Source organism: Streptomyces sp. NPDC056948 (assembly GCF_042674225.1).
In the GTDB taxonomy this organism is placed as follows: Bacteria; Actinomycetota; Actinomycetes; order Streptomycetales; family Streptomycetaceae; genus Streptomyces; species Streptomyces purpurascens.
This window is the reverse complement of record NZ_JBHUQX010000805.1, coordinates 1-1,469: the sequence shown is the minus strand read 5'-3', so window position 1 is coordinate 1,469 and position 1,469 is coordinate 1. Positions and strand designations below refer to the sequence as shown.

1 protein-coding gene and 1 riboswitch are annotated in these 1,469 nt (G+C 67.9%); the gene reads left to right on the top strand.

The features are described from left to right. Positions 1 to 254 precede the first annotated feature (254 nt). Positions 255 to 411, top strand: a riboswitch (cyclic di-AMP (ydaO/yuaA leader). Positions 412 to 422: 11 nt separating this feature from the next. Further along, the gene (locus tag ACFTZL_RS44870) at positions 423 to 1,457 is read left to right on the top strand and encodes a M23 family metallopeptidase (RefSeq protein WP_382596403.1); all 1,035 of its coding nucleotides are present in this window, start codon (positions 423 to 425) and stop codon (positions 1,455 to 1,457) included. Positions 1,458 to 1,469: the final 12 nt, after the last annotated feature.

Below are 1,469 nucleotides of genomic sequence, written 5' to 3'. Positions count from 1 at the left end.
CGGTGTTTTCCGGTTCTCCACACCCCGATTACTGCCCGTGATCGAAGCGCACCGCTCCGCAGAAAAACTGACACACCGTCAATACCCAGCAGTCACTTGCGGAGCGGGCAACTCGCCCGATTTAAGCCGGTCATGGCAGGTAAGTCCGCGCGAAAAAGGTTAATGATCAAGTGGAATCGCTGGAATCCAAACCCCGGGTCTATTAACGTTCGATAACGCAGCGCGGTCGTCCCAGCCGTCACAGAAGGCGGCTCCGTGCGCACGCGCCGAATCCCGAAAGGGAACCGGGGAACCACCACTTGGGGTGAATCGGGCGTAAACCGCCGTGGAAGCACGGTCGTTATACGCGCGTAGGAGACCTTCCTGCTCCGAACCCGTCAGCTAACCCGGTAGGCGAGAAGGAAGGAAAGGAGTACGCCCACGTGGCGTCCAACCGGCCTGCCCCCGCGGCCCCGTTCGCGCGGAACCAGCGCGACACCGAAACCTTCGGCTACGGCGGTCAGCGCACCGACGAGGGCCCGTTCCAGGAGTGGAACCCCACCGAGGAATCCATCCGTCCCGTCCGTGGCCGGCATCGCGTCACCAAGCAGCGCGGCGGAGGCCTCGCCCGCAGCTCCACCGTCCTGGGCGTCGGCGTCATAGCCGCCGTGGGCGCGGGCGGCATGGCCAGCGCCCAGACCGGCAAGCCGCCGGTCTCCATCTCCGTGCCGGACCTGCCCTCGGTGGGTTCCCTCATCTCGGACGACGACACCCCCGCGGGCTCCTCGACCCCGCTCAGCGGTCTCGGCACGACGGCCACGGCGGACACCGAGACGAAGTCCTCCGGCGCCGGCGAGGCGCTGCGCGCCCGGATCATGGCCCAGGTCGAGTACCAGCAGGACCAGATCGACACCAAGGCCGCGCAGGACGCCGCCGACGCCGCCGAGAAGGCGGCCGCGGAAGCCGTGGCCAAGGCCGAGAATGAGGCCAAGGCCAAGGCCGCCGAAGCCAAGAGGAAGGCGGAGGAGGAGGCCAAGAAGAAGGCCGAGGCCGAGCGGCTCGCCGCCCTCGCCAAGCAGTTCACGCTGCCGACCTCTTCGTACACCCTCACCTCGAGCTTCGGTCAGGCCGGCGCCTACTGGTCCTCCGGCTACCACACGGGTCTCGACTTCGCCGCCCCCACGGGCACGCCGATCAAGGCGGTGCACAGCGGCACCATCACCGAGGCGGGCTGGAACGGCTCGTACGGCTACAAGACGGTCCTCACCCTCGATGACGGCACGGAGATCTGGTACGCGCACCAGTCCTCCATCGGCGTCAGCGTCGGCCAGAAGGTCAGCACGGGCGACGTCATCGGCCGCGTCGGTGCCACCGGCAACGTCACCGGGGCCCATCTGCACCTCGAGGTTCACTCCGGTGGTGCCAGCAGCGGGATCGACCCGATGGCGTGGCTGCAGGGCAAGGGACTGAACCCCTAGGCGGCACAGGCC